Raw genomic sequence first — 22,578 nt, 5'->3', positions numbered from 1 at the left:
ATGGGCAAGGCATGGCGCGCGCTGGGCACATGGCTGGCCGGCAAGGCGAAAATGGCGCTGATCCTGCCGCTCACCCTCGCGATGGCCGCGACCGCGACCGCCGACACCGTACCGCAGGTCACACTCGCGACCCCCGGCAGCTCGGGCACCGGCGACGGCACGATCACGCGCTTCACCTTGCGTTTCTCCGAAGACATGGTCCCGCTCGGCGACCCGCGCGCACCGGCCCCCGCCACCAACGACTGCAAGCTTCCGTCGACCGGCCGCTGGGTCGACACGCGCACCTGGGTGCTTGAGTTCGACAAACCGCTCCCCGGCGGGCTCGCCTGTCATGTCGAGCTGCGCGACGGGCTGACCACCGCGCGCGGCGTCGCGGTCGCGGGCAACAGCCGCTTCGCGCTCGACACCGGCGGCCCCTCGGCGCGCGCGGTGCTCGTCGGCGGCATGGGCGGCGGGATCGAGGAAGAGCAGATCTTCCTCGTCGCGACCAATGTCGCCGCCGACCGCGCCTCGGTCGGCCGCTACGGTTATTGCGCGGTCGACGGCATCGGCGAGAAGATCCCGCTCGACGTCCTGCCGCGCGAAACCGCGACCGAGATTTTGACCGGGCTCGGCGACAATAATTGGTCGCGCCAGTCCTTCACCTACGACGCCGGCCTGCCGCAGCGCTTCCCCGCGGCGGGCGTCGACCGCGAAGCCGCGCTCGACCGCATCGTCGCGCTCAAATGCCGCCGCCCGCTGCCGCCGGGACGCGAGATGGCGCTCGTCTGGGACGCGCGCATCGCGCAAGCCGGGGTGCCCGGCCGCATCGCGGGCCGCGACCAGCGCTTCGACTATGACGTGCGCCCCGCCTTCACCGCCAAAATGTCGTGCAGCCGCGTCAACCCGCAGGCGGGCTGCAATCCGATCAAGGATGTCGTGTTGAGCTTCGCCTCGCCCGTGCGGCGCGAGAGCGCGCTCGCCGCGACGCTGAGCACGTCCGACGGCAAGCGCCTTACGCCCAAAATCGACGACGACGACAAGAATGACGCCTGGCTCACCACCGTGCGCTTCGCCGGCCCGCTGCCGCAGAATGTCGACGCGACGCTCGTGCTGCCCGCGAACGTCACCGACCAGAGCGGCCGCAAGCTGCAGAACCAGTCGAATTTCCCGCTGAAATTCCACATCGACCGCGCCCCGCCGCTGGTCAAATTCGCCGCCGAATTTGGCATCCTCGAAGCGGGCGAGGGCGGGGTGCTGCCGGTCACCGTGCGCGGGGTCGAAGCGAGCCTCGTCCAGTCGAACCTCAAAATGCCCGTGGCCGCGCTTCGGGTCCGCGACGACGATTCCGCGATCGCGCGCTGGCTCCGCCGCGTCGACGACGCCGACGACACCGACTATCGCGAGGAAAAGAACGCCGCGGGCAAGGACGTCACCGTCAACTACACCGGCACCAAATCGGTGTTCGTCGGCGCCCCGGCGGGCGGCGAACGCCGCAACCTGCAACTGACCCCGCCGGGCGGCGGCAAGGAATTCGAGGTCGTCGGCATCCCGCTCGCCGAAAAGGGCTTCCACGTCGTCGAGATCGCGAGTCCGGAATTGGGCGCCGCGCTGCTCGGCCGCCGCGGCACGCGCTATGTCGCGACCGCCGCGCTCGTCACCAATATGGCGGTGCATTTCAAATGGGGCCGCGAAGGCTCGCTCGCGTGGGTGACCGCGCTCGACACCGGCCTTCCCGTCGGCGGCGCCGAAATCCGCGTCACCGACGCCTGCACCGGCCGCCTGCTCGCGCGGGGCAGCGCCGACAAGGCGGGCCGCCTCGCCTTCCCATCGGCGCTGCCCGAGCCCGAAACCTGGTCGAGCTGCGAGGAAAATCCCGACATGGCGAAAAGCGAAGGCCATGCCCTGATGGTCAGCGCGCGCTCGGGCGACGATTTCAGCTTCACGCTCACCGACTGGGGAAACGGCATCCGTCCCTATGATTTCGACCTCCCCTATGGCTGGTCGGAGCGCAGCGACATCCTCCACACCGTCTTCGACCGCGCGCTCGTCAAGGCGGGCGAGACGGTGCATATGAAGCATATCCTGCGCCGCCCGATCGGCCTCGGCTTCCGCACCCCCGAACCGCTCGCGGGCAAGCTTCGCCTCGTCCACCGCGGCTCGGACACCGAATTCGAGATGCCGTTCGCCATCACCGCGGCGGGCAGCGGCGAGACGGTATGGAACGTCCCCGCCTCGGCGCCGATGGGCGATTATGAACTCGTCTTCGTCACCAAGGATAAGGACGGCGAAGACAAGACGATCTGGCCGGGCCAGACGGTCCGGGTCGACGAATATCGCCTGCCGACGATGAAGGCGACGATCACCGGGCCGAAGACCGCGCTCGTCCGCCCCGCCGCGGTGCCGCTCAATCTCTTCGTCGGCTATCTCTCGGGCGGCCCCGCCCCCAATATACCCGTCGAGCTCCGCACCAATTTCCGCTCGAGCTGGTCGCCACCCGAAGACTACAAGGATTGGGATTTCGACGGCCAGCCGGTGAAAGAGGGCGTGGTCCAGCTCGACGACAGCGGCGATACGCCGTCGGCCGACCTGCCGCTCGCGCGCTCGGTCCCGCTCACCCTCGACGCCAATGGCAGCGCGACGACGAGCGTCACCGTCGACCAGCCGATCATCGAACCGACGCTGATGGCCGCCGAAATGGATTATGAGGATGCGAACGGCGAGACGCTGACGTCGAGCCGCCGCATCACTCTCTATCCCTCGGCCGTCCGGCTCGGGCTCAAGACCGACGGCTGGCTGATGCGCGACAACGACCTGCGCCTCAATTTCATCGCGCTCGACTTGGACGGCAAGCCGATCCGCGGCCAGCGCGTCGCCGTCGCGCTCTACAACCGCGAGATTATCACCGCGCGGCGCCGCCTGATCGGCGGCTTCTACGCCTATGACAATCAGATGCGCACGACGCGCCTCGGCGCGACATGCAGCGCGACGACCGACAAGCTCGGCCGCGCGAGCTGCGCGATGGCGCCCGGCGTCTCGGGCGAAATCACCGTCGTCGCGACCACCCAGGATGCCGACGGTAACGAGGCGCGCGCCGTGCGCTCGGTCTGGCTCGCGGGCGACGACGACTGGTGGTTCGGCGGCGACAATGGCGACCGCATGGACGTGATCGCCGAACAGCCGCGCTACGACGCGGGCGACACCGCGAAATTCCAGGTCCGCATGCCCTTCCGCGAAGCGACCGCGCTCGTCACCGTCGAGCGCGAGGGCGTGCTGTCGAGCTTCGTCGTGCCGCTGAAGGGCACCAATCCCGTCGTCAAGGTCAAGCTGCCCGCGACCTACGCCCCCGACGTCTATGTCTCGGTGATGGCGGTGCGCGGCCGCGTCACCGGCGGCGAAAGCTGGTTCCGCAAGCTCAAGCGCACGGCCGGCTTCAAGATCGAGAATAGCGAGGGCGCGCCGCCGACCGCCCTCGTTGACCTCGCCAAGCCCGCCTACCGCATGGGCATCGCGCGCATCAAGGTCGGCTGGGAAGGCCATCAGCTCGGCGTCAAGGTCAAGGCCGACAAGGAGAAATATGCGGTCCGCGAAACCGCGAAGGTCGCGATCGAGGTCGAGACCCCGGGTGGCAAGGCGCCGAAAAATGCCGACGTCGCCTTCGCCGCGGTCGACGAAGCGCTGCTTCAGCTCGCGCCCAACGAAAGCTGGGAAGTGCTCAACGCGATGATGGGCGAACGCACGCTCGACGTGCTCACCTCGACCGCGCAGATGCAGGTCGTCGGCAAGCGCCACTATGGCCGCAAGGCGCTCGAACCGGGCGGCGGCGGCGGCGGCGACCTTTCGGGCCTGACGCGCGAGGATTTCCGCCCCGTGCTGCTCTGGAAGGGCCATGTCCCGCTCGATGCCAAGGGCCGCGCAACGGTCGACGTGCCGCTCAGCGACAATCTCTCGGGCTTCCGCCTCGTCGCGATCGCGACCGACGGCTCGCAATATTTCGGCACCGGCGAGACGAGCGTGCGCACCGTGCAGGATCTCGGCGTCTTCGCCGGCATGCCCGAACTGGTGCGTACCGGCGACACCTATGACGCGCGCTTCACGCTCAGGAACGGCACCGATCAGCCGATGGAGGTCACCGCGACCCCGACGCTGTCGCCCGCCGTCGCGACCGCGCCGCCGCTCACTGTCACCATCCCCGCGGGCGGCACGGTGCCGATCAGCTGGTCGATCACCGCGCCCGACCGGACCGGCCCGATCGAATGGACCGTCGATGCCGTGGCCAAGGGCGGCAAGGCGCGCGACCGGCTCGTCTTCGAACAGACGATCGAACCCGCGGTGCCGATCGAGACCTGGGCCGCGAGCCTGTTCCGCGTCGGCCCGGCGACGACGCTGCCGATCGCGATCCCCGCGGGCGCGCTCCCCGGCGGCTATGTCGATATCGCGCTCGCAGGCACGCTCGCGCCGCCGCTCACCGGCGTGCGCGACTATATGAGCGCCTATCCCTACACCTGCTTCGAACAGCAGACGTCGCGCGCCGTGGCATTGGGCGACATCGGCCGCTGGCAGGCGCTCGCGGGGGCAATGCCGACCTATCTCGATGACGACGGGCTGCTCCGCTACTGGCCGAACGAACGGATGGAAGGATCGATCGAACTCACCGCCTATGTGATGAACGTGACCGCCGCGAACGGCTTCGCGATCCCCGAGGCATCGCGAGAAAAGATGGTCAAGGCGCTGCAGGCGGTCGTCGAAGGACGCCTCACGCGCAAGGGATACGGCCCGTGGGACATCCGCCCCGTGCGGATCGCGGCCTTGGCGGCGCTCGCACGCAACAAGGCGTCGAGCGCCAGCCTCGTCGCCGCGATCGACATCGCGCCCGCCGACATGACGACGGGCACGCTCGCCGACTGGCTCGTCGCGCTCGAAAAGACGCCGGGGGTGCGAAATGCCGCCGGTCTGCGCACCGCGGCCGAAGCCGAACTCAGAAAGCGCCTCGTCTATGAAGGCACGCGCCTCGACCTCGTCGACGATGCGAAAGCGCCGTGGTGGATGATGACCAGCGGCGACGAGATGGCGATCAAGGCGCTCGAAGCCGTGCTCGGCCGCAAGGGCTGGGAGGATGACGCGGGCAAGCTGATGGTCGGCGTCGCGCAGCGCCAGCGCAAGGGCCATTGGGACACGACCCCCGCCAACGCATGGGGCGCGGTCACCGTCCGCCGCTTCGCCGCGCTTTATCCGGCGAGCGCGATCACCGGCGTCACCAACATCGGCCTCGCGGGCGACACCGCGACGCAAAGCTGGCCGCTGCCGGCGGAGCCGGTCTCGCCGCTCCGCGTCGCGCTCAACGCGGGGACGATGAGCCTCAGCCATCAGGGCGGCGGCGCGCCATGGGCCACCGTCAGCGTCAAGGCGGCGGTGCCGCTGAAGGAACCGCTCAACGCCGGCTACCGGATCAAGCGCTCGGTCAGCATCGTCAAGGCGGCGAACAAGGACCGGCTGACGCGCGGCGATGTGATCAAGGTGCGGATCGAGGTCGTCGCGGCCGCGGGCCGGACGTGGGTCGTGGTGAGCGATCCGGTCGCCCCGGGCGCAACGATCGTCGGCAATCTCGGCGGCCAGTCCGAAATGCTCGCCGAACAGGCGGGCGGATCGGGCGCGCAGCCGAGCTATGTCGAGCGCGGCAAGGACAGCTGGCGCGGCTATTTCGGCTGGATGCCCGCGGGCACCCACGCGGTCGAATATGTCGTGCGTTTGAACGGCTCGGGCCGCTTCACGCTGCCCCCGACACGCGTCGAGGCGATGTATTCGCCCGCGATCCGCGGCCAGTGGCCGAACGCGCCGCTGACGGTGGCGAGCGTGGGGTCTTGATGGGCAAGCGCGAGCCCGCAAAATCCTCCCTGTCGCGCAGCGATGGGGAGGTGGCAGCGCGAAGCGCTGACGGAGGGGCTATGGCGCGAGGTAGCCGCCCCTCCACCATCGCCTGCGGCGACGGTCCCCCTCCCCATGCCTTCGGCACGGGGAGGATTGTTTAGGCCTCGCGACCAATGACCGTTCGATTCCGCCTCCGCGACGCCCTCGCCTGGCTCGCGCTCGCTGCGCTCGTCCTCACCACCATCGCCCACCTCGCGACGAAATCGCCCCCGATGCCCGACTTCGCCACCGTCCGCGCCGACTGGCGCCCCAGCGAAGCCTGGCTCTACGATCGCGACGGCCAGCTTCTCGACAGCGAGCGCGTCGATTTCGAACGCCGCCGCCTCGCGTGGGTGCCGCTCGGCGACATCAGCCCCGCCGTCCGCGACGCGGTGGTGAACGCCGAGGACCGGCGTTTCTGGTCGCACGGCGGGGTCGACTGGCTCGCGGTCGCGAGCGCGGTCCGCGCGCGCTTTACAAGAGGGGCGACAGGCGACCGCTCGCGCGGCGCCTCGACGCTCGCGATGCAGCTCGCCGCCTTTCTCGATCCCGGCCTCGCGCAGCCGGGCCAGCGCGACTGGCGCACGAAGATCCGTCAGATGCGCGCGGGTCAGGCGCTTGCGTCGAACTGGTCGCACGAACAGATGCTCGAGGCCTATTTCAACCTCCTGCCCTTGCGCGGCGAGGCGCAGGGCATCGGCGCGGGCGCGCAAAGCCTGTTCGGCAAGAAGCCCGCCCAAATGAATCGTACCGACGCCGCGCTCTTCGCGGGCCTGCTCCCCAATCCCGCCGCGGGCGCCGAGGCGCTCGGCCGCCGCGCGTGCCGCATTGCGAAAGCGAAGGATTGTTCGGCGATCCGCGCCGCCGCCGCAACGCTCGTCTCGGGCGAGCATGCCGCGCGCTTCGACCCCGGCCTCGCGCCGCACCTTGCCGTCCGCTTGCTCGACAAGCCCGGCAAGCGCGTCGCGACGACGATCGACCGCCGCATCCAGACCGCCGCGATCGTCGCGCTGCGCCGCCAGCTTGAGGGGCTCGGCGCGAACCGCGTCCGCGACGGCGCGGTCGTCGTGCTCGACAACGCGACCGGCGAGGTGCTCGCCTATGTCGGGGGTGTCGGCCTCGGATCAACCGCCGCGCAGGTCGACGGTGCCAACGCGCGGCGGCAGGCGGGCTCGACCCTGAAACCGCATCTCTATGCGCAGGTGATCGAGCATGGCTGGCTCACCGCCGCTTCGATCCTCGACGACAGCCCGGTCCAGCTCGACACCGCGTCGGGGCTCTATGTCCCCAAAAATTACGACCGCAGCTTCAAGGGACCGGTCAGCGTCCGCCACGCGCTCGCCTCGTCGCTCAACGTCCCCGCGGTGCGCACGCTCATCATCGACGACGTCCAGCAGTTCCGCGACCGCCTGTGGGCATTGGGCTATCACGGCCTTGTCGAGGACGGTGAATATTACGGCTTCTCCCTCGCGCTCGGTTCGGCTGAAGTGTCGCTCGTCGAACAGGCCAACGCCTTCAGAACATTGGCGAATATGGGGAAGTGGTCGCCCGTCCACTTCAGCGATATGCGCAAAGATGGTGAAGAAGCGCGCGCGATCGTCAACCCCGCCGCCGCCTTCATCGTCGGCGACATCCTCGCCGACGCCTCCGCCCGCGCCGACGCGTTCGGCGCCGACAGCGCGCTCCGCCTCCCCTTCTGGGCCGCGGCCAAGACCGGCACCTCGAAAGGCATGCGCGACAATTGGTGCATCGGCTTTACCGACCGCTTCACCGTCGCGGTGTGGGTCGGCAATCTCGAGGGCGATTCGATGCGCGCGGTGTCGGGCACCTCGGGCGCCGCGCCGGTCTGGCGCGACGTGATGATGGCGCTCCATGCCGGCAGCCCCGGCAAGCCGCCGAAAATGCCGAACGGCGTCGAGGTGCGGCAGGTCAGCCTCCCCGGCACGCGCGAGCCGCCGCGCCGCGAATATTTCCTCGCCGGCACCGCGCAGACCGAAATGGCCTCCGCGCCGCAGGCCGCGCGCCGCCCGCGCATCACCAGCCCGGTCAGCGGCAGCGTCTACGCGCTCGACCCCGACATTCCGATCGATCGCCAGCGGCTCGCGGTCACGGTCAGCGGATCGGTCGCCGGATACCGGCTGATCCTAGACAAAAAACCGCTCGGCGATGCCGACGCCGGGCAGCAAATATTGCCCCGCCCGGGCGCGCATATGCTCGCGCTGGTTGATCCAGGCGGCCGAATGATTGACCGTGTGCGCTTTACGGTACGGTAAGGCGGTGGCCCTCTGAAATTAAGTTGCGCTGACGCGCGGAGCGGCTAGTCTGCCCCGCCATGAGACGGGCGGCAGCTCAGCCGCTCCAAAGGGGAAGAATATGCTATTTGACCGCGTAAAGCCGCTCGATGCCATTTTGGCGACAGCGGAAAAGAAATCGCTTACGCGCACGCTCGGCGCCTTTCAGTTAACCATGCTGGGGATCGGCGCCGTGATCGGGACGGGGATTTTCGTTTTGACCGCCGAAGCCGCGCAAAAGGCGGGCCCCGGCATGATGATCAGCTTCATCATCGCCGGCTTCGTCTGTGCCTTCGCCGCGCTCTGTTACGCCGAAATGGCGTCGATGGTCCCGGTGTCGGGATCGGCTTACACCTATAGCTATGCCGTGATGGGCGAGCTGATCGCTTGGATGGTCGGCTGGGCGCTGATCCTCGAATATGCGGTGGCCGCGGGCGCCGTTTCGGTCGGCTGGTCGGGCTATGTCGTCGGGTTGATCGAGCATAGTTTCGGGATAGATATACCCGCAAAATACGTGCTCGGGCCGTTCGATGGCGGTATGATCAACCTGCCCGCAATGTTCATCGCGGGCCTCGTCACGATGCTGCTCGTCATCGGAACACGCGAATCCGCGACGGTCAACGCCTTCCTCGTCGTGGTCAAGGTCGCCGCGCTGACGCTCTTCATCGTCCTCGCCCTGCCGGTGATGAACATGGAGAAGTTCGAACCCTTCGCTCCGCTGGGTATCGGCGGCATCGGCGCCGCTGCGGCGTCGATCTTCTTTGCTTATGTCGGCTTCGATGCGGTTTCCACCGCAGCCGAAGAGACCAAGAATCCGCAGCGCAACATGCCGATCGGCCTGATCGGCAGCCTCGCGATCTGCACCATCTTCTACCTGCTCGTTGCAGCGGGCGTCATCGGCACCGTCGGCGCGCAGCCGGTCGGCATCGATGCCGCGACCGGCCATGCGCTCGAACCCGGCAGCCGCGAACTCGCGGCGGCGTGCGGCGCCATCAGCGATCAGGCGGTGGTCTGCTCGAAGGAAGCGCTGGCGTGGACGATGCGCGAAATCGGTTGGCCGCAGATCGGTAATCTCATCGGCCTCGCCGCCGGCCTTGCGCTGCCGTCGGTCATTCTGATGATGATGTTCGGCCAGACCCGCATCTTCTTCGTGATGAGCCGCGACGGCTTGCTGCCGCAGGCCTTTTCGAAGATCCACCCGAAATTCAACACGCCGCACGTGATCACGATCATCACCGGCGTCGCTGTCGCGCTGTTCGCTGCCTTCTTCCCCGTGGGGCAGCTGGCGAACATCTCGAACTCGGGCACGCTCTTCGCTTTCGCTGCGGTGTCGATCGCGGTGATGGTGATCCGCCGCACCGATCCGGGCCGCCACCGTCCGTTCAAGACGCCGCTGATCTACATCACGGCGCCGATCGCGATTCTCGGCTGCCTCTACCTCTTCTTCAATCTCGACCAGAAGAGCATCAACCTCTTCCTGATCTGGGCCGCCGTCGGCCTGGTGGTCTACTTCGTCTACAGCCGCAAGCGCAGCCATGTGGGTCTGGGGCATGTCGAAGTGCACGAGGACGACCCCGACGCACCGCCGCCGCCGGTCCCGCCGGCACCGTCGTTCAACTGACGGTTCGACCAATAGAGGGAAAGGGGGCTTCGGCCCCCTTTTTTTGTTATCCGATAAGACGATGACAGCAATCGACCGATTGCGAACGTTGATTATGGCACCTAAAAAGAGCGTGTGATTGGGATTGAAGCTCTTCTAATCATCGGCCTCGTTGCGGGTTTCTTTGTTGGCTTGGCAATTCCGAGCCACAAGATAGGCTGCTTGGCCTTATTGCCGATTCCAATCACCATGATTGCCTACATAAGCAGATGGCAGAGCCAGCACCCAGAAAGTCTCCGTTCTACGAGCGGGCTAGACTTCCTGTTCGGACCTCTTTGGCCATCGGCAGGAGCTATCGCAGGCTTCTACCTCGGTAGATTTGTCCGAACGCGATATTTTGGGCTTTAGGAAACGGTAACTCTCCACCCCCAAGCGGATCCTATGACCGCGAGCCTAGATGGTCGTCAATACGGACTTTTCGGCGCGGTTCCCGGCCGGGTGAACAGCTTGCCGCGTTCGGCCCAGAAAACGAGCGCGAGGCCGACGACGGCCGAGATCAGGAAGGCATAAGCGAGCGGCAGCGTCGTACCATCATATTGCTGGCCGATCGTCGCGCCGACGGTCGCCGCGACCAGCGTCTTGGCAAAGCTCTGATACGACGAGGCGACGCCCGCCATATGCCCGAAATCCTCCATCGCGATCGAGCCGAAATTGCTGCCGATAAAGCCGACGAGACCGACATTGACCATCATCAGCGCGGTGAACATCCACAGGGTCTCGGCGCCGCTGAGCGCCGCGACGATCTGCAATATCGACGTCGCCATGAAGGCGAACACCGCCGACTGCGACACGCGCCGCGCGCCAAAGCGTTCGACGATCGCGGCGTTCGAGAAATTGGCGATCGCGATACCGACCGCGACGATGGCGAAGATCAACGGGAACATCGCCCGCGCCCCGAACACCTCGGCGATGATCTGCTCGCTGCTGTTGAGATAGCCGTAGAGCGCGCCCTGCATCATCCCCGACGCGATCATATAGCCCGCGGCGCGGCGGTGCCGCGTCACCGTTGCCCAACCCGCGACCATCGTCTTGAAATCGAGCGGGCGCACGTCGGCGGGATCGAGCGTTTCGGGCAGCCGGCGGAGCCAGAGCAGCATCACGATCGACATCGCCGCAAGCACGATGAAGATCGCACGCCAGCCCGCCACCGCGGCGATGCCAGCGCCGATCGTCGGCGCAATGATCGGCACGATCATGAAGACGAGGAAGATCAGCGACAGCCGCTTCGCCATCGCGTCGCCCGCGAACAGGTCGCGGATCACCGCGACGACGATCACGCCGAGCGCGGCGCTCACCAGCCCGTGGATGAAGCGCAGCGCGAGCAGCATTTCGAAACTCGTCGCGAGCCCGCAGCCGATCGATAGCGCCAGATAGGCGAACAGCGCCGGAACCAGCACACCCTTGCGCCCGAAGCGATCCGAAAGCGGCCCGTAAAGCAACGACCCGAAACCGATGCCGAGCAGATAGATCGAGATGACATGCTGACGGTCGTTGGCGACGGTGACGCCCAGCGCCTCGCCGATCGACGGCAGCGCGGGCAGCATCGAATCGATGGCGAGCGCGTTGAGCGCCATGACCATCGCCATCATGACCACCATTTCCCGGTCGCCCGGCAGGCTCCGTTGGGGGGATTGGGCCGGCTTGTGCATGGCAGCAGCCTATGCGCCCAAGCCGCCGCTTTGGATACCCCCAAGGTGAAAGGGCATTGCTATGCAAAGCAAAAAGGGCCGCCCGATAGGACGGCCCTTCACATTTCCCGGATGCTGACGGGTCAGCCCTGACGCGTGCCCGTCATCGCCATCGAACCGAACGCGCCGGCCTTGATCGTGCCGGTCAGCGCGTCGCCGTCGATCGTCGCTTCGCATTCGAGCGTCATCGGCATCGGCACCTTCATGTTCATGGTCCAGCTCAGCTTGTTGCCGTCGACCTTGCCATTTTCGACATCGAGCGACCCCATCGCGCCGGCGTTCTGGCCGGTGAAGCTGTCGCCGTTGCTGGCGACGGTGAAAACCGACTTCTGGTCGCCCATCGGCGACTTGGTGACGCAATCATAGCTGCCATCGACTTGGGACATCTGCGCTCTCCTTACTGAAACTGATGTTAGTTAGCGGGAGACACCGTTTCCACGGGCAGACCCAATCCGTCAAGCTGCGGTTTCACCACGGCGGCATCGCCGACGACGACATAGACGAGATCGTCGGTGCTGAGCGCCCCGCGCGCCGCGGCATCCAATGCTTCGGGCGTCATCGCCTCATAGGTCGCGGGCAGCTTCTCATAATAATCGTCGGGACGATCGAACTTCTCGATCGCGCGCAGCCCGCCGAGCACGTCGCTCGAGGTTTCGAAACTGCCCGGCAGTTCGCGGACGCTGCCGTTCACGGTGCGCTGCAATTCCTCCTTGGTCACGCCCTTGTCGCCGAGGAAGGCCTTGAGGTCGCTTTGCAACTCCTTGATCGAATCGCCGGTACGGTCGGCCTGCACCGGCGCCGAAGCGATCCAGCTGACCCGGTTCTTTTCGCCCGACACGCTTGTGCGCACGCCATAGGACCAGCCCTTCGTCTCGCGCAAATTCATGTTGAAGCGCGACAGGAAATTGCCGCCGAAGATGTCGTTCGCCGCGCGCAGCACTTCCAGCCCGTCGCCGCCCTTGGCGTCGAGCACCTTGCCCGCGAGGATCACCGACTGCGGCGCCTTGGGCCGGTCGACGAGCAGGATGCGCGGCTGCGGCTTCGGAACCGCGACCTCGAAATGCTTCGTCGGCTTCGGCGTTGCCGGCGCTTTCCAGTCGCCGAACGCCGTGTCGAGCTCCTTCTTCACCTCGGCGAGCGTCGTGTCGCCGACGACGAAGATGCGCGCATTGTCGGGGCGGATCCACGCCGAATGGAAAGCCGCGAGCTGATCGCGCGTCGCTTCGGTCACCGCCTTGGCATTGCCGAGGCCCGAGGGCGGAATGCCATAGGGATGCTCGGCGCCGTAGAGCGCGGGCATCAGCACCCGCTGCGCGATCGCGCGCGGCTCGTTGAGTTCGGCCTTGAGCCGGTTGAGCTGCTGCGCGCGCACCCGCTCCAGTTCCTTCGCATCGAAGGCCGGATTGCGCACATAATCGGCGAGCAGCGCGAGCGACGCGCGCAAATTCGGCTTGAGCGCGAACAGCCCGAGCGCGGTTTCGTCGGCGTCCGCATAGCCATAGGTCTGCGCGCCGAGCCGCTCCTTCGCTTCGGCAAAGGCGATCGAATCGAGGCTGGTCGTGCCCTCGTCCATCAGGCTGAGCATCAGCGACTGGGTGCCGAGCGCGCTGCGCGGGTCGGCGGCATAGCCGGCATCGAAGCTCACCTGGACGTTGACCGTCGGCACCGTCGTGCGGCGCGCGAACACCAGCTCGATGCCGTTCTTGAGCTTGGCGCGCTCGATCTCGGGAAATTCGAGCGCCTTGAGGCCCGTCACGTCAGGAAACTGCGAGCGGTCGGCGATCGCGGTCGCCGCGCCCATCCCGCTGTCGGGGCCGACGTCGCCGAGCGCCGGGTTCCAGTAGCGGTCGGGCTGGACCGCCGGCGCACCCTTCGCCGCGACCACCGCGCCGCCGCGATGCTCGCCGCCTTCGGTGCGCTCGCCGGGCGTATAGGTCAGCGAAAAGGCGGGGCGCGACAGCCATTTGCGCGCCGCGTCGCGCACCTGCTCGGGCGTCGCCTTGGCAAGCCGCTCGAGCTCGACTTTATAGTAAGCGGGATCGTTCGAATAGAGCGCACCCTCGGCGAGCGTCACCGCCTTGCCGCCGAAACCGCCGACCGATTCGAGCTGCGAGATCGCCCCGCCGAGATAGCTGGCGGTCGCACGCTGCAATTCGTCGGCGGTCGGCCCGCTTGCGAGAAAGGCCGCGATTTCCTCGTCGAGCCTTTTTGCGACATGCGCGGGATCGACGCCCGCCTTGACGTCGGCCTGGACCAGCACGATCCCCGCATCCTCGAACGGCGACGCGCCGGCCGAAACGCTGACCGCGATCGGGTCCTTGCGCACCAGCGCATTGTCGAGCCGCGACGAGGACAGCCCGCCGAGCACCGACATCGCCATCTGCAGCGGCACCGATTCGGCATCGTTGAGTCCCGGCATCGTCCACATACGATAGATGCGCGTCGTCGGGATCAGGTCCTTGACCTCCTTCGCGAGCGGCGCGGGCAGCGTCGGCAGCGAGGTTGCGGGCGCATTGATCTCGGGACCGCGCGGAATGTCGCCGAACCATTCGCCGACCTTGGCCTTCGCGGTCGGCACGTCGATGTCGCCCGCAAGGACGAGCACCGCATTGTTCGGGCCGTAATTGTCGGTGAACCATGTCTTCACGTCGTCGAGGCTCGCCGCGTCGAGGTCGGCCATCGAGCCGATCGTGCTGTGATGATAGGGGTGCCCCTTGGGAAAGAGATTCTCGAAAATCTCGTAGCGAAGCAGCCCATAGGGATTGTTGTCGCCCTGCCTTTTTTCATTCTGGACGACGCCGCGCTGGTTATCGAGCTTTTCCTGCGTCACCGCGCCGAGCAGATGCCCCATGCGGTCGCTTTCGAGGAACAGCGCGAGATCGAGCGCGCCGGTCGGCACCGTTTCGAAATAATTGGTGCGGTCGAGGAAGGTGGTGCCGTTGAAATCGGTCGCGCCGACCTGGCGCAGCGGCTCGAAGAAATCGTCGGGAGCGTTTTCGGAGCCGTTGAACATCAGATGCTCGAACAGATGGGCGAAGCCCGTCTTGCCCGCGGGCTCGTGCTTCGACCCGACGCGGTACCACACCGACACCGCGACGACCGGCGCCTTACGATCCTCGTGCACGATGACGCGCAGGCCATTGTCGAGCGTGAAGGCTTCGTAGGGAATATCGACCGCTTTGACGAGGTCGGCGGTCGGCGCGGGCGCCGCGGCTTTGGCGAGCGCAGGAGCGGCGGCGACGAGCGAGGTCGACAAGGCAAGGGCGACGACGAAACGATGGAAACGAGCCATGAAAATCCCCTAGATCAAGGCACGCAGGCGAACGCCTGCTCGAAATCGGGTGCCGGACGGCACTGTATCAACGGTTTAGGACAGCGGTTCCGGGCTTTCAAGGCCGATAGAAACGCGCGCCGCTGGCCTTCAGCGCGGCCGGATCGAACAGCACGGGCTTCAATTTATGCGCCACGAACAGCGGCGCCTGATCATTGTAATGCGGGCTGTCGGGGCGCGTCGTCGCGGCGCCGAACGGCTGGATCGATTCGGAGCGCACGCGCCCGTTCCGGTCCCACGTCACGAACATGATGAAGCTGTCGCCGTGGCGCACCTTCAGCCGCCCGTCGGGCTCCTCGTCCCACAGGGTCGAAGCGCGCACCGTGTCGTTGCCCCCGTCGAGCGGCAGGTCGACGCGGTTCGCGCCTTCGCCGTGGCGGAGGCGCAGCACGGTGCCGAGCTTCGGATCGAGCCCGTTGAAATGTTCCTGCAGATGCGCGACCGTCTCCTTCAGCACGGTGCGCGGGTCGGGTGCCGCACGGCGCTGGTAATGGCGGCCGTTCGCCGGACGCAGCACCATCAGCGCGAGCGCGTCGCCCTTGCCCCGGCCGTCGAGAGTCCAGTCCCATGCGCGCAGCAGTTCCTGCGCCCGCGCGAGCGCCGGATCATCCTTGGTGTCGAGTGCGAGCAGCCGGTCCATCCACGCTTTCGCATAGCCCCTCCGCGAATAGGCGGTGTCATATTTGATCGCCTTGAGCCGCGCCTCGTCGATCTGCCCCGACGCTTCGAACAGCTCGATCAGCCGCACCGCGCGATTGGTCATATCGTCCTCGATCCCGAGCAGCGGCGAAAAGGCCGCGGCGTCGAGTTCGTCGCCCGGCCCCGCCGCGACCCACGGCGTGTTGTTCGCGTTCATCACATAGCCCGAGCGCGGATTGACGAGCGCGGGCACGCGGTCGAACGGCAGCGTCTTCGTCCACAGATCCGCCGACGTGTCGCCGGGCAGTACCCCGCGCCAGTTGAACCCCGCCGGGCGGTCGGGGAACATGGCATTGTAGAAAAGCCCGATATTGCCCTTTGCATCGGCATAGATGAAATTGGTCGCGGGCACGCCCTGCCCCGCCATCGCCGCGCGCCATTCGGCGAAACTCTTCGCCTTGTTGAGCCGATAATATTGGGTGACCATATTCGCCTGATCGATCCCGGCGTAGCGGATCGCAAAGGCGCCCTTTTCATTCTTCACCACCGGCCCGTGGACCGACTGCCAGATGGTACGCGGCACCGGCAGCACGAACGGGCCGAACTTGACCTTCAGCCAGATGCGCTGCTCCGCAAGCGGGCGCCACGCGCCGTCAAAGCGGTAATTTTCGCCGCTGTCGTCGAGCACCAGCTTGTAGACGTCGATCAGGTCGGGCCGGTTCACCGTGTTGGTCCAGCCGAGATATTTATTGTGGCCGAGGAAGGGGTAAGGCGAGCCCGGGAAGTTGGCGCCGGCGAAATCCCAGCCCTCATCGCTATGGACGACCAGCTCGTACCAGGCGACGCCGCCGGTCCACGGCTGGTGCGAATTGGAGACGAGCCGCGTCGCGCCGTCGGTCGATCGCGCTGGCGCGACCGCCATCGCATTGGAGCCGTTATCGGCCGGGTCGGTGCCGACCGGCGTCAGCTCGCGCGGGACGAGCTTGCCCGATTTGTCGAGCGCGGGGCCGCCTTCGCGCCCGATCTCGGTGCCTTCGACGAGCGAACCGAGCACCGAATCGAGCCCGAAGAAAAAGGGCGAGCGCAGCACGAAGCCCGCGACGACATCCTCGCCGGTCACCGGGAACAGTCCCGACAACCGCACCTCGCCCGGATGCTTGTCGGCATAATGGTTGAGCCCCGCGGCATAGGCCGTGAACAGATTTTTCACATCCTCGGGCAGACGCGGCCAGTCGCGCCGCGTCGTCGCGCGGATATCGAGCAGTGCCGCGGCATAGTCGACCTTCGCCCCATCCTCGCCGAGCATCGCGCCGGCGCGCCCGCGCGTCATCGCGAGCACTTCCTGCAGCGTCGAGAAATCATCCTCGGCATGGGCATAGGCAACGCCATAGGCGACGTCGGCGTCGGTCTTTCCGAAGATATGCGGCACGCCGAAATTGTCGCGCGCGATGCGGACGTCGGCAGGCTTGAAGACGGGGGCCGGCGGCGCTTCGGCAGTCAGCGGTTCCCAAAAAGCGAGCGATACGGCGGCAACGACGACCAGAGCCAGAAAGCCCAGTAAAATCCGTCGCAGCATCGTGGGTCCTCTTCGTCGCCGGTCCGGGCGCATCTGTGGCCGTCATGTCGTCCGATGGCAAGCGGCTGTCGTTCGTCGAGGCGGATTTGCGGGTGGGCCGAGCGCCGCTATGCAGGATACAGGTCTTTGAACAACGGGGAATTTCGAACGATGCGCATCAAGAGCCTGCTCCTATCCGCCTGCCTTACGCTGGCGCCCGCACCCGCCGCGATGGCGCAGAGCGTCATCGGGTCGGGCGTCGTCCCGGCGACCGCCGCGAACAGCGCCGAGCGCGCGATCGGCTTTGCCGCGACGGCACCCGCGGGCGCCGCGCTCGTCGTCATAATGACCGACGCCACGCTGCCGCCGCTCGACGGCGTCGCGCTGACCGCGGCCGAGCGTCAGGCCGTCGCCGCAGCGGCTACCGCGGCGGGCTTCGACGGCAAGGCCGGATCGACGCTGTCGCTGCGCGGCATTGGCGCGCACCCACGCATCCTGCTCGTCGGCGCGGGCGCTACGCCCTCGTCGCTCGCGCTGGCCGAAGCGGGCGGCAAGGCGGCACAGGAACTCAAGAGCGAAGCGCATCCGGTGACCATCGCGGGCGCTTTCGGCGACATAAGCGCGGCAGACGCCGCCTATGGCTTCGCGCTCGGCCAATATCGCTTCGACCGCTACAAGACGGTCGACAAAAACACGCCGCCGACGGGCGCGGTGACGTTGGTGGGCGCCGACCCCGCCGAGGCCGAAACCGCCTTCGCCCGCCGCTGGAAGTCGCTTGTCGACGGCGTGCGCCTGTCGCGCGACCTCGCGAACGAGCCAGCGAACATCATCTATCCCGAAAGCTTCGTCGCGCGCGTCCGCGAGGCCTTTGCCGGGGCGCCGGGCGTCAGCATCGAGGTGCTCGACGAAGCGGCGATGCGCAAGCTCGGCATGGGAACGCTCGTCGGCGTCGGACAGGGCAGCCCGCGCGGGTCGCGCCTGCTCGCGGTGCGCTATCGCGGCGCGGGCACATCCGACGCGCCGATCGCTTTCGTCGGCAAGGGCATCACCTTCGATTCGGGCGGCATTTCCTTGAAGCCCGGAAACGGCATGTGGAACATGAAGGGCGACATGTCGGGCGCCGCCTCGGTCGTCGGTGCGGCGCTGTCGCTCGCAAAGTCACGCGCGCCGGTCCATGTCGTCGCGGTCGCCGCGCTGGCCGAAAATATGCCCGACGGCAATGCCCAGCGCCCCGGCGACATCACGCGCACCATGTCGGGCAAGACGATCGAGATGCTCAACGCCGACGCCGAAGGCCGTCTCGTCCTTGCCGATGCCAATGAATATGTCGCGGCGACTTACAAGCCGCGCGCGATCGTCAATATCGCGACGCTCACCGGGTCGATCGTCGGCGCGCTCGACGATCAATATGCCGGCCTCTTCGCGCGCGACGAAAAGCTCGCCGACGCCTTGCTCGCCGCCGGCGCCGCGAGCGGCGAGGAGCTGTGGCGGATGCCGCTCCACAAAAATTACGCCGAGAAGCTCAAATCCGACATCGCCGACATCCGTAACATCGCGCCGGGGCAGGGACCGGGCGCCAGCCTCGGCGCGCACGCTATCGGATTCTTCGTCGACGAGGCGACCCCTTGGGCGCATCTCGACATCGCCGGCGTCAACCAGGCCGACAAAGCAACACCGCTTGTTCCCAAGGGAATGACCGGCTTCGGCGTGCGCCTGCTCGACCAGCTCGCGCGAGACAGCGAATAGAGTCTTGCGGAACCTCGCAATGCCCCTTGTGTTGCACAATAGCAACACTATCTTGGCCGGCGAGAAAGGGGCTTATCCAGAATGAACCTCGAAAAATTTACCGACCGCGCCAAGGGCTTTTTGCAAGCGGCGCAGACGATCGCGATCCGCATGAACCATCAGCGGATCGCGCCCGAGCATATCGCCAAGGCCTTGCTCGAAGACAATCAGGGCATGGCCGCAGGGCTGATCGACAACAGCGGCGGCGACACCGCGCGCGCGGTGGCCGGCATCGACGCGCTGCTCGCCAAGCTCCCCGCCGTGTCGGGATCGGGCGCGCAGGCGACACCGGGGCTCGACAACGACGCGGTGCGCCTGCTCGACCAAGCCGAACAGGTCGCGGCAAAGGCGGGCAGCGAATATGTCGCCGTCCAGAACATCCTGCTCGCGATGGTGCTCGCCCCGAGCACGCCGGTGGGCAAGGCCTTTGCCGACGCCGGCGTGAAGCCCGAAGCGTTGAACGCCGCGATCGCCAAGCTGACCGGCGGCCGCACCGCCGATACGGCGTCGGCCGAGGACCGCTACGACGCGCTCCAAAAATTCGCCCGCGACCTCACCGAGGTCGCGCGCGAGGGCAAGCTCGATCCCGTCATCGGCCGCGACGAGGAAATCCGCCGCACGGTGCAGATCCTCGCGCGCCGCACCAAGAACAACCCGGTACTGATCGGCGAACCCGGCGTCGGCAAAACCGCGATAGCCGAAGGGCTGGCACTCCGCATCGTCAACGGCGACGTGCCCGACAGCCTGAAGGACCGCCGTCTGCTCGCGCTCGACATGGGTGCACTGATCGCGGGCGCCAAATATCGCGGCGAGTTCGAGGAGCGCCTCAAGGGCGTGCTCGACGATGTGAAGGCGGCCGAGGGCGAAATCATCCTGTTCATCGACGAGATGCACACGCTCGTTGGCGCGGGCAAGGGCGAGGGCGCGATGGACGCGTCGAACCTCTTGAAGCCCGCGCTCGCACGCGGCGAACTCCACTGCATCGGCGCGACGACGCTCGACGAATATCGCAAGCATGTCGAAAAGGATCCCGCGCTCCAGCGGCGTTTCCAGCCGGTCTTCGTCGGCGAGCCGACGGTCGAGGACTCGATCTCGATCCTGCGCGGGATCAAGGAGAAATATGAGCTGCACCACGGCGTGCGGATCACCGACGGCGCGATCGTTGCCGCGGCGACGCTGTCGAACCGCTATATCTCCGACCGCTTTTTGCCCGACAAGGCGATCGACCTGATGGACGAGGCGGCGAGCCGCATCCGCATGGAGGTCGAATCGAAGCCCGAAGCGATCGAGAGCCTCGACCGCCGCATTATCCAGATGAAGATCGAGGAGGCCGCGCTCGGCAAAGAAAGCGACGCCGCGTCGAAGGACCGGCTCGCAAGCTTGCAGGCCGAACTCGCCAATCTCGAGCAGCAGTCGGCCGAACTCACCCAGAAATGGCAGGCCGAAAAGGACAAGATCCACGCCGAGGCGAAGATCAAGGAAGAGCTCGACGCCGCGCGCTCGGCGCTCGATCAGGCGCAGCGCGCGGGCGACCTCGCCAAGGCGGGCGAGCTCTCCTACGGCACCATCCCCGGCCTCGAAAAGCGGCTTGAGGAAGCGCAGGCGGCCGCGGGCAACGCGATGCTGCGCGAGGAAGTCACCGCCGACGACATCGCCGCCGTCGTGAGCAAATGGACCGGCATTCCCGTCGACCGGATGATGGAGGGCGAGCGCGAGAAACTGCTCGGCATGGAAGACACGCTGGGTCAGCGCGTGATCGGGCAGGACGAAGCCGTCCGCGCCGTCTCGACCGCGGTGCGCCGCGCGCGCGCCGGGCTGCAGGACCCGAACCGGCCCTTGGGCTCGTTCCTCTTCCTCGGCCCCACGGGCGTCGGCAAGACCGAGCTTACCAAGGCGCTCGCGCGTTTCCTGTTCGACGACGACAATGCGATGGTCCGCATCGACATGTCCGAGTTCATGGAGAAGCACAGCGTCGCGCGGCTCGTCGGGGCGCCGCCGGGCTATGTCGGCTATGAAGAGGGCGGCACGCTCACCGAAGCGGTGCGGCGCCGTCCCTATCAGGTCGTGCTGTTCGACGAGGTCGAAAAGGCGCATGCGGACGTGTTCAACATCCTGCTCCAGGTGCTCGACGACGGGCGGCTGACCGACGGACAGGGCCGCACGGTCGACTTCACCAACACGCTGATCATCCTCACGTCAAACCTCGGCAGCCAGGCGATCGCCGCGCTTCCCGACGACGCGCCGATCGAACAGGCCGAGCCCGCGGTGATGGAGGTCGTGCGCGCGCATTTTAGGCCCGAGTTCCTGAACCGGCTCGACGAGATCGTGCTCTTCCACCGCCTCGGCCAGCAGCATATGGGCGGCATCGTCGACATCCAGGTCGCGCGCGTCCAGAAATTGCTCGCCGACCGCAAGGTCACGCTCGACCTCACCGACGCCGCGCGCGCGTGGCTCGGCCGCGTCGGTTATGATCCGGTCTATGGCGCGCGGCCCTTGAAGCGCGCGGTGCAGAAATATCTGCAGGACCCGCTCGCCGACCTGATCCTGAAGGGCGAGGTCAAGGATGGGTCGACGATCATGGTCGACGAAGGCGACGGGGCGCTGGTGCTGACCCCGGCCTGAGCCGGATCAGCCCGCTCCCGGAACGGCGCGGATCAATTGCTGTGATTGACGGGTGCGCGCGTCATCGCCTCGGCGGTGTCGCGCGCATTCTGGTTGCCCTGCGCCCATGCCTGCTTCCACTGCTCGTTGGTGCGGCACACGCGTGCTTTTTTGACCCACGAGCCGCTCTCCTCGATCCTGCGGCATTTGATATAGTCGGGATGGGTCATCGCCAGCCCTTCGTTGAACGCCTTGATCTCGGCATTGGTCATCGCCGACGGCGCCTTGTCGAGCGCGCGGCGGTTTTCGGTCTCCGTCGTCGCCGGGGCGGCGGCGAGCGCGAGTGCGGTCAAGATATTCAGCATGGGAGAGATATCCTTCCGTTCATTGCGGCCGGCCGGGCGCCCGCATCAACTGATCCTGGGGTTCCTGCGAAACGCTCCACCCGCGCGCGAGCGTTTCCATCGAATCGCGCGCATCCTGATTGCCCTTGTCGACGATGCGCTTCCATTCGGCGTTGGTGTTGCAGACGCGCAGCTTCTTGACGAGCGAACCCACCTGCTCGATCCGGCGGCAACGGATATAGTCGGGATCGCTCGCCATCCGCCCTTCGTTATAGGCGTCGATCTCTGCCCCCGACATGTCCGACGGCGCGCGCGCGAGGCGCAAAGTGCCATCACCTGCGCCCGCCGGTGTGGCGGCGATGATCGCAACGCTTATTGCCAGCGCCCGCATCTTCCCCCCTTTTCGCCCCGATGACCGATCAGTTCGAGTTCACGCCCTTGCCCACCATCGCTTCGGCGGTGTCGCGCGCATTCTGGTTGCCCTGCGCGGTCACTTCCTTCCACTTTTCATTGGTATAGCAAACGCGATTCTTCTTCACGAGCGACCCGATCTCAAGCGTCTTGCGGCATTTGATATAATAGGGGTGGGTCTGCGCCAGTCCCTCATTATGCGCCTTGATCTCGGTCGGGGTCATCGCCGACGGCGCCTTGGGCGGCGGCGCGTGATCGGCGGGCGCCGCGCTCTCGGTGGCGAACGCCGGCGCAGCGAGCAGCGTCGCGGCCATGAAAGCAGGTAAAATCCGGTTCATGCTAGTCCTCCTGCCGCGGGCATAACCCACAGCCTCATGCTCTGCATCT

General features: G+C 66.8%; 12 protein-coding genes. 5 read left to right on the top strand and 7 right to left on the bottom strand.

Going from position 1 to position 22,578, the window contains the following annotated elements; all coding sequences use genetic code 11:
* The 3 genes from FG95_RS00335 to FG95_RS00325 all read left to right on the top strand — a co-directional run bounded on the left by FG95_RS00335 (position 1) and on the right by FG95_RS00325 (position 9,798).
* On the top strand, positions 1 to 5,844 hold the full coding sequence (locus FG95_RS00335) for an alpha-2-macroglobulin family protein (RefSeq protein ID WP_081932941.1): 5,844 nt from the start codon (positions 1 to 3) through the stop codon (positions 5,842 to 5,844).
* Between the two features lie 176 nt (positions 5,845 to 6,020).
* Entirely contained in the window at positions 6,021 to 8,159 is a 2,139-nt protein-coding gene (pbpC, locus tag FG95_RS00330) for a penicillin-binding protein 1C (protein ID WP_037553176.1), read from the top strand.
* Positions 8,160 to 8,259: 100 nt separating this feature from the next.
* Positions 8,260 to 9,798: an amino acid permease gene (locus FG95_RS00325; RefSeq protein ID WP_037553175.1), complete on the top strand. Its 1,539-nt coding sequence runs from the start codon at positions 8,260 to 8,262 to the stop codon at positions 9,796 to 9,798.
* Between the two features lie 443 nt (positions 9,799 to 10,241).
* Here the strand turns inward: FG95_RS00325 and FG95_RS00320 are convergent, their stop codons facing one another.
* The 4 genes from FG95_RS00320 to FG95_RS00305 form a co-directional block, all read right to left on the bottom strand.
* The gene (locus tag FG95_RS00320) at positions 10,242 to 11,486 is read right to left on the bottom strand and encodes a multidrug effflux MFS transporter (RefSeq protein ID WP_037553173.1); all 1,245 of its coding nucleotides are present in this window, start codon (positions 11,484 to 11,486) and stop codon (positions 10,242 to 10,244) included.
* Between the two features lie 122 nt (positions 11,487 to 11,608).
* The gene (locus FG95_RS00315; RefSeq protein WP_037553171.1) at positions 11,609 to 11,911 is read right to left on the bottom strand and encodes a hypothetical protein; all 303 of its coding nucleotides are present in this window, start codon (positions 11,909 to 11,911) and stop codon (positions 11,609 to 11,611) included.
* A 26-nt stretch (positions 11,912 to 11,937) separates the two neighbouring features.
* On the bottom strand, positions 11,938 to 14,817 hold the full coding sequence (locus FG95_RS00310) for a M16 family metallopeptidase (protein WP_037553170.1): 2,880 nt from the start codon (positions 14,815 to 14,817) through the stop codon (positions 11,938 to 11,940).
* A 97-nt stretch (positions 14,818 to 14,914) separates the two neighbouring features.
* Positions 14,915 to 17,071 (bottom strand): acylase, encoded by a 2,157-nt coding sequence (locus tag FG95_RS00305; protein ID WP_200880125.1) that lies wholly within the window; start codon positions 17,069 to 17,071, stop codon positions 14,915 to 14,917.
* Positions 17,072 to 17,221: 150 nt separating this feature from the next.
* On the opposite strand from FG95_RS00305, the gene FG95_RS00300 reads away from it, so the two are divergent.
* Positions 17,222 to 18,796 (top strand): leucyl aminopeptidase, encoded by a 1,575-nt coding sequence (locus tag FG95_RS00300; RefSeq protein ID WP_037553169.1) that lies wholly within the window; start codon positions 17,222 to 17,224, stop codon positions 18,794 to 18,796.
* An 81-nt stretch (positions 18,797 to 18,877) separates the two neighbouring features.
* A complete protein-coding gene (clpB, locus tag FG95_RS00295) occupies positions 18,878 to 21,457 on the top strand; it encodes an ATP-dependent chaperone ClpB (protein WP_037553167.1) in 2,580 nt (859 codons plus the stop codon).
* Between the two features lie 32 nt (positions 21,458 to 21,489).
* Here the strand turns inward: clpB and FG95_RS00290 are convergent, their stop codons facing one another.
* The 3 genes from FG95_RS00290 to FG95_RS00280 are packed head-to-tail and all read right to left on the bottom strand — an operon-like array spanning position 21,490 to position 22,529.
* On the bottom strand, positions 21,490 to 21,801 hold the full coding sequence (locus FG95_RS00290) for a hypothetical protein (RefSeq protein ID WP_037553166.1): 312 nt from the start codon (positions 21,799 to 21,801) through the stop codon (positions 21,490 to 21,492).
* Between the two features lie 19 nt (positions 21,802 to 21,820).
* Positions 21,821 to 22,171 carry a hypothetical protein gene (locus FG95_RS19705; RefSeq protein WP_152567538.1) on the bottom strand — a complete coding sequence of 117 codons (351 nt, stop codon included), beginning with the start codon at positions 22,169 to 22,171 and terminating at the stop codon, positions 21,821 to 21,823.
* Positions 22,172 to 22,199: 28 nt separating this feature from the next.
* Positions 22,200 to 22,529 (bottom strand): hypothetical protein, encoded by a 330-nt coding sequence (locus tag FG95_RS00280; RefSeq protein WP_037553165.1) that lies wholly within the window; start codon positions 22,527 to 22,529, stop codon positions 22,200 to 22,202.
* Positions 22,530 to 22,578: the final 49 nt, after the last annotated feature.

Origin of the sequence: Sphingopyxis sp. LC363 (assembly GCF_000756385.1) — a bacterium.
Taxonomy (GTDB): Bacteria; Pseudomonadota; Alphaproteobacteria; order Sphingomonadales; family Sphingomonadaceae; genus Sphingopyxis.
Note: the sequence above shows the minus strand (reverse complement) of the source record. Positions and strands in the feature narration are given on the sequence as shown.

Excerpts from the sequence above, each read along its gene's own strand:
- FG95_RS00290 (WP_037553166.1), bottom strand. The coding sequence starts at position 21,801 with ATGCTGAATATCTTGACCGCACTCGCGCTCGCCGCCGCCCCGGCGACG.
- FG95_RS00335 (WP_081932941.1), top strand. The coding sequence starts at position 1 with ATGGGCAAGGCATGGCGCGCGCTGGGCACATGGCTGGCCGGCAAGGCG.
- FG95_RS00300 (WP_037553169.1), top strand. The coding sequence starts at position 17,222 with ATGCGCATCAAGAGCCTGCTCCTATCCGCCTGCCTTACGCTGGCGCCC.
- FG95_RS00325 (WP_037553175.1), top strand. The coding sequence starts at position 8,260 with ATGCTATTTGACCGCGTAAAGCCGCTCGATGCCATTTTGGCGACAGCG.
- FG95_RS19705 (WP_152567538.1), bottom strand. The coding sequence starts at position 22,171 with ATGCGGGCGCTGGCAATAAGCGTTGCGATCATCGCCGCCACACCGGCG.
- clpB (WP_037553167.1), top strand. The coding sequence starts at position 18,878 with ATGAACCTCGAAAAATTTACCGACCGCGCCAAGGGCTTTTTGCAAGCG.
- FG95_RS00320 (WP_037553173.1), bottom strand. The coding sequence starts at position 11,486 with ATGCACAAGCCGGCCCAATCCCCCCAACGGAGCCTGCCGGGCGACCGG.
- FG95_RS00315 (WP_037553171.1), bottom strand. The coding sequence starts at position 11,911 with ATGTCCCAAGTCGATGGCAGCTATGATTGCGTCACCAAGTCGCCGATG.
- FG95_RS00305 (WP_200880125.1), bottom strand. The coding sequence starts at position 17,071 with ATGCTGCGACGGATTTTACTGGGCTTTCTGGCTCTGGTCGTCGTTGCC.
- FG95_RS00280 (WP_037553165.1), bottom strand. The coding sequence starts at position 22,529 with ATGAACCGGATTTTACCTGCTTTCATGGCCGCGACGCTGCTCGCTGCG.
- FG95_RS00310 (WP_037553170.1), bottom strand. The coding sequence starts at position 14,817 with ATGGCTCGTTTCCATCGTTTCGTCGTCGCCCTTGCCTTGTCGACCTCG.
- pbpC (WP_037553176.1), top strand. The coding sequence starts at position 6,021 with ATGACCGTTCGATTCCGCCTCCGCGACGCCCTCGCCTGGCTCGCGCTC.